At 41.2% G+C, this 2,550-nt stretch carries 1 protein-coding gene; it reads left to right on the top strand.

The annotated features are described in order from the left end of the window. Nucleotides 1–238: 238 nt before the first annotated feature. Entirely contained in the window at nucleotides 239–1,630 is a 1,392-nt protein-coding gene (locus FFM78_RS13520) for an MFS transporter (RefSeq protein ID WP_137638902.1), read from the top strand. Nucleotides 1,631–2,550: the final 920 nt, after the last annotated feature.

Raw genomic sequence — 2,550 nt, 5'->3', positions numbered from 1 at the left:
CCTTGAATTAATTCAAATACAGCCTTAATTTTTGTTTCTTTTGAAAACATGATAAAACCCCCAGATTTGGATTTCTCCAATTCTGGGGGTTCAGTTCAAAGCTAGGTTGCAATTGCTTTTTTGTTTGCCCAAATCAGTTAATAGACAGGTGCAGCCTTTTTAAAAATAGCTTGCGCCTGTAAACGGAATGCTGTGGTAGACTTACGTTATTAAGCTTTTTGAAAGTAGGGATGAGCACATGCAGCAACGTCTTTCCCGGACGACGATATTAAGTGTTGTCGCTACTGGGTTATTAAGTTTTATGGGCACCTTGGTGGAAACTTCATTAAACGTGACTTTTCCCACCTTAACGAAATTGATGAACGTTAACTTGGCCACGATTCAATGGTTGACCACTGGCTATTTGTTACTGACGACTTTGATAATGGTCGCCTCAGCGCATTTGATCAAACGCTATCCGGTTAAAACATTATTTTTGATCGCGATCACTTGCTTTACTGTCGGCGATCTATTATGCGCGCTGACACCAAGTTTTCCGGTGATGTTGATCGGACGGTTGATCCAAGCCTTTTCTACTGGGCTATCGATCCCGCTGATGTTTCATATTATTTTAACGTCAGTGCCACCGCAGCGTTTGGCCACTTATAACGGGATGGCGGCGATGTTGATCGCCTTGGGTCCTGCACTGGGGCCGACATATGGTGGTTTGTTGACGGCCGCTTGGTCATGGCGCATGATTTTCTGGTTACTACTCCCGCTGATCGTGCTCGTTTTTTTCATTGGGTTATTTAACTTAGATTTACAGCCTTTTTCACGCGCTGATCGTTTTGATTTTTGGGGTTTTGGTTTGTTAGCGATTATTTTATTTTTAGTCGATTATACGTTTAATTTAGCCGCCAAAGTAGGTTTCTTAAGCTGGCATTTCTGGGGGCTGTTACTGATCAGCATCTTTTTAATGATCGGTTTTTATAGCTATAATCGTCATGCCAGTCGCCACTTGATCGACTTTGCGATTTTAAAAAATGCCATTGTTAGTTGGCATTTGTTGGGGTACTTTTTGCTGCAATTTATTAATATTGGCCTGGCCTTTGTGATTCCGCAGGTAGCCCAATATATTTTAGGGCAGAATGCATTTGTTGCGGGAATGATTTTATTGCCAGGAGCGCTGTTAGGGGTGGTGGTTGCCCCACTGGCTGGCCGCTGGATGGATAATTTAGGCACGCCGCTACCGATCGTGGTCGGCCACGCCATTTTCTTGATCGGTGCGGCGCTGTTCATTATTTTCGACCGACGTTTGACTGTTTTATTGTTGATCAGCTTCTATTTTGTCCTTCGCTTAGGCTTTAACCTGGCCTTTGGAAATACGATCAGCCACGCCAGCGTTCAAGTTCAGCCGCACCAAAAAGCGGATATTAACGCGACCTTTAATATGACCCAACAATATGCTGGTTCGTTAGGGACTAATCTTTTTGCGGCGGTGATCGGTGTTTACCAACTACAACCTATTGCTTTGCGGATCAGCACTGCTCAGGGGGCGTTGGTGGATTATTGGCTGATCACTGGTCTAGCTGTGATCGGGTTACTAGCTGCGTGGTTAAGTTACCGACTTTCAAGCAAAAAAAAGGCGTAGATGTAATACCGTGTAAACAACTGGCAAAAAATAAGCAACCGTATCTGCGGTCCTTTCTCAGGTTCGGTTAAGGGCCTGCAGAAGGCGTTAAATTTCATTCCGGTGAAAGTGGGTTAAGACCGATTTTTTGTGTAGTGACAGGTTTAGTTAAATAGTTTGAATTTATAATACAAAAAGCACTGATGAAAAAGTGAATTTGAAAAGCCCCATAATTATTAGACAAAAAGTCTAATAATTATGGGGCTTTTCTTATGACCAAATATTGCAGTAAATTCAAGACAAAAACAGTTTCAAAATATTTGAAAGTTAAACATACTAGAGTACAATATTCGCCCACCTTTAAGATCACGTTGGTAGAGTACGTGCATACACATCAAATCAGCCAGGTATTAACCGCTGCTCATTTTGGTATCCTTGCCAGTCAAGTGAATGCAATGTTCTGACGCTATTTATCAAACTGAAAAGTTTGTGAATTTTTACCGGCCTTTCAGCTTTTTCAATCTAATAAGCTTATGTAAATCACGTGCATAATTATATCCTGATAGCGTTTTCGTGGATACTCAGAGTTTTTCCCCTGTAAACCATCTATATATTGATTCAGGAAATATGTACGGTATAATTAGCAAGGTGGTAATCGGTACCTCGTCCGGGGCTAGTTTTATCGGGAGAGGAGGAAAATTTGATTTGCTTATCATTTTCGAGTATATAGCCGCCCCAATTATCGTTGGTTTTGTTCTGTTGTTAATTCAGCATGCCATCGACAAGAAGGGTAAATAAGCCGTGCGCCACTTCCACAGATCACCGGATATGATCTGTGGTTCTTTTATGAAAAGAATTAAAAAATGAGTATACAAAATAAAAAGGTAGTCAAAACACAAAAAATTTTGTACACTCAGGTTGTTATCGGATTCAATTATTAG

Source organism: Loigolactobacillus binensis (assembly GCF_005405165.1).
Taxonomy (GTDB): Bacteria; Bacillota; Bacilli; order Lactobacillales; family Lactobacillaceae; genus Loigolactobacillus; species Loigolactobacillus binensis.
The sequence above is the reverse complement of the archived record's forward strand: the minus strand, read 5'-3'. Positions and strand labels throughout refer to the sequence as shown.

Bases quoted from the DNA above. Each gene is read 5' to 3' on its own strand.
- FFM78_RS13520 (WP_137638902.1), top strand. From the start codon at position 239: ATGCAGCAACGTCTTTCCCGGACGACGATATTAAGTGTTGTCGCTACT.